Raw genomic sequence first — 5,357 nt, 5'->3', positions numbered from 1 at the left:
CCAGATACGACATGCTGGACACCTCCTTCTTGGCCTTCGTTCACCTTGCCGCCATTGCAATTCTGTTGACTTAGAACAAGTCTCCTGATTTTTCAAACAAGCCCTAGGCAAGCCGCTGCAAATCGGCAGCTTGACAATCAAAAACAGGTTTTGCATGGCTCCCATCGGCGGAGGGCAACATCACCTTCCCGGAGGTGGACTGAAGGACGAAACCATACAGTATCTGGTGGAACGTGCGAAGGGTGGCTTTGGTCTGATTTTCACCGGGGCGTTGGCAGCGGACTGTACGGTTGACCCTTATACAGGTATTGGGCCTGCAATTCTTCAAAATCCGGACGCTTTCAAAATGACTGCAACGGAACTGAATGAACGGGCAAACGCCTATGGAACAAAAATTTTCGCACAGATTACGATGGGCTTGGGGCGTAATTATCCGAACCTTCCCGCCCCGTCCTCTGTTCATGTATTTCGCCATCCGGGAGAAGTTTCGCCGGAGCTGACCCATGACCAGATCAAGTCAAAGATTGAGTCGGTTATTAAGGCAGCGAAAATTGCAAAGGATTCCGGTTTCGCCGGTGTGGAAGTCCACTCCATTCACTGGGGCTATCTTCTGGATCAGTTTGCTTTGTCCATGATGAACCACCGTACTGATGAATATGGCGGCAGTTTGGAGAACCGTCTGCGCGCCGCAAAAGAAATCTTAGAAGGAATCAAGCAGGAGTGCGGCAGCAATTATCCTGTGAGTATGCGGCTGGGTCTGAAAACCTTTGTAAAAGACTTTGAAAAAGCAACGCTTACCGGCGAGGACGAAGCCGGAAGGACACTGGAGGAAGGCATCCAGATTGCGAAGCTGCTGGAATCTTACGGATATGACTGCCTGAGTGTGGACACCGGCACTTACGATTCCTTCTACTATGCCTGCCCGCCCATGTATATGCCGAAAGGCTATCTTGTGGAAATGGCAGCAAAGGCAAAAGAAGCCGTGAACATTCCTATTCTTGCAGGTGGCAGGATGAACGACCCGGACATTGCCGAAGCAGCGATTCGGGATGGAAAAATCGACGCTGTGGTAATGGGGCGGGCAGCATTGGCTGACCCGGAATATCCGAACAATGTACTGACTGGACACACGGAACGTATCCGTCCTTGTATCGCTTGCAATCAGGGCTGTATTACCCGACTTCAGCAGGGAAAACAGCCTACCTGTGCAGTGAATCCAACCGCTATGCGTGAAATCCGCTTTGCTATGCGTCCCGCAATACAACCGAAGAAGGTAGTCGTTGTAGGTGGTGGCGTAGCCGGTATGGAAACGGCGCGAGTTGCCGCCATGCGGGGACATAAGGTTTCTCTGTATGAAAAAAATGATAAGCTGGGTGGCAATCTGATTCCCGGTGGTTCTCACAGCTTCAAAAAAGAGGTACGGGAATTGAACGCCTGGTATCAGGATGAATTGAGTCTGCTGCCGGTAGAAGTCCATACAGGGGAAACAGTGACCGCCAAGGAGCTGAAAGGCATGGGCGCTGATGTGATTGTGCTGGCGACTGGCTCTGTCCCGATTATGCCGAAGGTTCCGGGTATCGACGACGCAAAGGTGATCGGCTGTACTCCAATCTGCTGCTGAAAATGTACCTCATGTCACTCAAAAGCGGCGGTACAGCAGAAATCCGGGCGCTGATCGACAAGGCAGCCGCCGGTGTAGAACTGGCCGGGGACGAGTACATAGACCCGGCAGACGGCCTCATTCACTGTAAGAAGTGCGGCGGCCAGAGGCAGACCGTTGTGCCATGCTTTGGGAAACCGGGCTACTTCATGCCCCGCTGTATCTGCCAGTGCCAGCGGGAGGCCGAGGAACAGCGCAAAGCCACCGAGGAACGGCAGCGCCGCATGGAGCGTATCAAGCGCCGGAAGGCCCAGGGCCTGCAAGACCGCTATCTGTACGACTACACCTTTGCCAACGACAACGGCCAAAATCCCCTGATGGACAAGGCCCGCGCCTATGTGGAGAACTGGAAGGAGGCATACAAAAACAACACCGGCCTGCTGCTGTTTGGGGATGTGGGAACCGGCAAGTCCTTTTTCGCCGGTTGTATCGCCAACGCCCTGCTTGACCGGGATGTGCCGGTGCTGATGACGAACTTTCCCACCATCCTGAACCGCCTGACAGGGATGTTCGACCAGGACAGGGCCGACTTTATCGCCAGCTTTGACGAGTACGACCTGCTCATCATTGACGATTTGGGTGTGGAGCGCAGTACCGAGTATGCGATGGAGCAGATGTTTTTCGTCATTGACAGCCGCTACCGCAGCCGCAGGCCCATGATCATCACCACCAACCTGAAACTGGCCGAACTCAAGAACCCGCCCGACCTGGCCCACGCCCGTATCTATGACCGTATCCTGGAACGGTGCGCCCCGATCCTCTTTGCCGGGAAAAACTTCCGAGAGGAAAACGCCGGGGCCACCAAGCAGGCGGCGAAAGACATTGTGAACCGTAAGAGCGAATAATTGTTTTGCCGGACGGCGCAGCCCCGCCCGGAGAAAGGAGCGCCATGAGCGAAGAAACCCGCACCATGCAGACCGCAGACACCACTCCGGCCAGAGTGCCGGAGGACGCCCCCGCGCTGGTAAAGAAAATCGGCAAGACCACCTACAAGGTGCGCGTCCATTTCAGCCAGACCAGCACCGAAACCATGAGCGATAAAATCAAGCGTATGCTCAAAAACGAGATACAGCAGATGTAAACACAGTGGGCCGGAAACCTTCAAACAGGCTTCCGGCCCTTTTCATGCCAGGAGAAAAGGCGCAGAGGTCAATCCTCCACGCCTTCACTTTCGAGAAACTGTGCGACGGTCATGCACTTTGGATGTTCCATATCCAGACTTAAAAAGTCTTTATCGCCGGTGAGGATAATATCCACATCCGACACAATGGCCGCGTTTAAGATCGGCTGGTCTTTTGCATCGCGTATCAGCTTTTCCGCATGGTCTACCGCAGGAATTAACTCATAGGACATCTCTGCCAGCAGCACTTCGGCATCCGGGAGATACTTTGGCGCTTTCCGTCCGAGAATATCCCGCAGCTCTGCGATGTTGCGGTCACACAGGACTATTTCGTGATTGTCTGCGATGTAGAGCAACGCCCGCGCCGGTTTGGAACGGGGAAAAACCAATGCGGAAAACAGAATGTTTGTGTCTACCAATATCCGCATTTTATCGTCCCTTTCCATAACGCGCTTCGTCTACAAGCGCCTGAATATCATCCTCGCTGGATACGCCCAGTGCATCAGCGGCCCCGGCAAAGGCGGCCTGTGCTTTTCGGATGGCCGCAGCGGAGGCGTTGCTGACAACGATCTCTCCATTCTGCTTTTGGAGGAACAGGATTTTATCGCCGGATTTCAGCCCAAGCTGCCGCCTGATTTCTACCGGCACAGTGATTTGACCGTTTGCAGAGATTTTCGCCAAATTCATACAAGTCACCCTTTCTGTTCTTTAGAACTCAAGTTTTCTTTATCTCTGCTTATATTATATCCCATGCGCCGGGAAAAGTAAACTCGTCCAAGCGATAAAAAGACGCTTGTTTGTGACTTTTTCGTGAATTTGATTAAAAAGCCCTTGACAACTCGTTTCGGGCAAAACTGCAAAATCTATCCTGATTTCCTGCGGCTCCCGGCTGGCCCCCTTTGACATCCCCCAGCTCCGGGAGATCATGTCTTATGACGAACTGGAGCTTGACCGCATCGGGGATCGGAAAACGGCGGTTTTCTTCACGATTTCCGACACCACTCCGACTTATAACTTCATTGTGGCCCTGGCCTTTTCGCAGATGTTCAATCTTCTGTGTGAACGGGCGGACAATGTTCACGGGGGCCGCCTGCCCCATCATGTGCGGGTGCTGTGGGACGAGGCGGCCAACACGGGGCAGGTGCCCTCCCTGGAGAAGCTGGTGGCCGTGATCCGTTCCCGCGAGGTGAGTCTGTGCCTGTTCTATCAGCAGTACGCGCAGTGCAAGGCCATTTACAAGGACAACGCGGAAACGATCTTATGGGAACGAGTACCTGTATGTGGATGAAGATATGCGGCTCAGGCTGGAAACGAAGCTGATCCATAGCATCGTAACAGGTTTCAAGGTACTGCCGGTCTAAAATCGTCCGGGGCAAGTTTCACGGCTCCCTTTCCTTGCCCCAGCGATCCGACAGCCAAGACGAAAGTTCCTTGACAAAGAAAGCCCGGCGGGAGGCCTCCGGCGCAGCATAAGGCAGACGGATACGATCTGTCTGCGTGGAGCCGGTCGGCCGGTGCGCCATGACCCTGTTGCAAGTCCGCAGGACGGGACCCCTACCAAACAGGTGAGCGACAAAACTGGGCCGTAAAACAGGTGTGGCAGCTTGTGGGCGATGATATGCAGGCAGGATAATGAGACTCGCGCATTGGACGCCCGCAAAGCATCGTGCGCCGCACCCATCAGCATGGGCCGGGGTGAAATTCCCGTGGAGCTGTGCCAGCAGCCGTCCGTTTTCTGCCTCTTTCGTATTGATCTTTCTTGCGAAAGGGGGTCATTCTATGCAAGAAAAAACTGCTGCCGGCAAGACCGGCACATCCAATAAATCATTAGATGAAAAGACGACCTATCGCTTCGGCAATAGGTCGTTTGTCGTTGAACCTGTTTTTCGGCAAGATGGCCCGGATACCCTGGGCAGCATCCTTCTGAGGCTGATGAAGTCCGAGAGCGAAGCAAAGTAAATCTCCCGGACCCGGCTGACAGGGACGGCGGACGGCGGTATAATGAACATAGACAAGTTATATTTGCTATTCGGCTGTCCCGGAGGAAGGAGGACTGAATGAGACAGTCGAACAACCGCAAATCCCGTGATGTGACCGCGTTCCTCTATGAGCGGCTTTCCCGCGATGACAACCTGGAGGGCGAGAGTTACAGCATCGGCAACCATGATGTAATGTATAGAGGGTGGAATACACCAAAAAACATTACATCATGACTGACGGCTCATTTGTGGCGAATGAAAAGACAGTTATGATAAAGGAGGGATGCCCTCAAACCTACCGTAACTGTCAACCACATTCCCACGAAAGGAGTCTTGTATGGAACTGACTTACACCAAATGCGGCGATTATCTCATTCCTGACCTTGTGTTATTGGACACCAAAGAGTACCATATCGGGAAATATGGCCGGTTGCGCCGTGCCTACTTAAAAGAACACCGGCCCATTCTGTATACCGATCTCATTGTCACTGAAAAACTGTTTCCCCATTTGGAGGAAATCGACACCGCCTGCCGGGAGCGGCTGGAAATTATCGAAAAAGCCATGATGCAGCAAGAGGGCGTCACAGAAGCCCTGAAA

General features: G+C 53.3%; 9 protein-coding genes and 1 pseudogene. 8 read left to right on the top strand and 2 right to left on the bottom strand.

Annotation, left to right across the window (positions count from 1 at the left end):
• Window positions 1–115: 115 nt before the first annotated feature.
• The 3 genes from B5F88_RS18290 to B5F88_RS18280 are packed head-to-tail and all read left to right on the top strand — an operon-like array spanning window position 116 to window position 2,741.
• Complete coding sequence (locus tag B5F88_RS18290; RefSeq protein ID WP_275532960.1) at window positions 116–1,621, top strand: FAD-dependent oxidoreductase; 1,506 nt, start codon at window positions 116–118, stop codon at window positions 1,619–1,621.
• 11 nt (window positions 1,622–1,632) lie between these two features.
• The gene (locus B5F88_RS18285) at window positions 1,633–2,505 is read left to right on the top strand and encodes an ATP-binding protein (RefSeq protein WP_087348862.1); all 873 of its coding nucleotides are present in this window, start codon (window positions 1,633–1,635) and stop codon (window positions 2,503–2,505) included.
• Between the two features lie 44 nt (window positions 2,506–2,549).
• Window positions 2,550–2,741: a transposon-encoded TnpW family protein gene (locus tag B5F88_RS18280; RefSeq protein ID WP_087348860.1), complete on the top strand. Its 192-nt coding sequence runs from the start codon at window positions 2,550–2,552 to the stop codon at window positions 2,739–2,741.
• A 68-nt stretch (window positions 2,742–2,809) separates the two neighbouring features.
• Here the strand turns inward: B5F88_RS18280 and B5F88_RS18275 are convergent, their stop codons facing one another.
• On the bottom strand, window positions 2,810–3,226 hold the full coding sequence (locus B5F88_RS18275; protein WP_242959880.1) for a putative toxin-antitoxin system toxin component, PIN family: 417 nt from the start codon (window positions 3,224–3,226) through the stop codon (window positions 2,810–2,812).
• Window positions 3,210–3,467, bottom strand: a complete 258-nt coding sequence (locus B5F88_RS18270; protein ID WP_087348856.1) for an AbrB/MazE/SpoVT family DNA-binding domain-containing protein — start codon at window positions 3,465–3,467, stop codon at window positions 3,210–3,212. The genes B5F88_RS18275 and B5F88_RS18270 overlap by 17 nt, the downstream gene beginning before the upstream one ends.
• A gap of 148 nt (window positions 3,468–3,615) precedes the next feature.
• On the opposite strand from B5F88_RS18270, the pseudogene B5F88_RS18265 reads away from it, so the two are divergent.
• The 5 genes and pseudogenes from B5F88_RS18265 to B5F88_RS18250 form a co-directional block, all read left to right on the top strand.
• Window positions 3,616–4,041 (top strand): annotated as a pseudogene (locus B5F88_RS18265) (type IV secretory system conjugative DNA transfer family protein); the annotation flags it as partial.
• A gap of 19 nt (window positions 4,042–4,060) precedes the next feature.
• On the top strand, window positions 4,061–4,141 hold the full coding sequence (locus B5F88_RS18260; protein WP_242959882.1) for a hypothetical protein: 81 nt from the start codon (window positions 4,061–4,063) through the stop codon (window positions 4,139–4,141).
• 418 nt (window positions 4,142–4,559) lie between these two features.
• Window positions 4,560–4,739 carry a hypothetical protein gene (locus B5F88_RS18255; protein ID WP_087348854.1) on the top strand — a complete coding sequence of 60 codons (180 nt, stop codon included), beginning with the start codon at window positions 4,560–4,562 and terminating at the stop codon, window positions 4,737–4,739.
• Between the two features lie 98 nt (window positions 4,740–4,837).
• Window positions 4,838–4,993, top strand: a complete 156-nt coding sequence (locus B5F88_RS21165; protein ID WP_204246268.1) for a hypothetical protein — start codon at window positions 4,838–4,840, stop codon at window positions 4,991–4,993.
• A 103-nt stretch (window positions 4,994–5,096) separates the two neighbouring features.
• Window positions 5,097–5,357 (top strand): TnpV protein (locus B5F88_RS18250; RefSeq protein ID WP_087348852.1); only part of this gene is annotated, 261 nt, incomplete at its 3' end.

The sequence above is a fragment of the Flavonifractor sp. An306 genome, assembly GCF_002159455.1.
Taxonomy (GTDB): Bacteria; Bacillota; Clostridia; order Oscillospirales; family Oscillospiraceae; genus Flavonifractor.
This window is presented reverse-complemented; position numbering and strand designations above follow the sequence as displayed.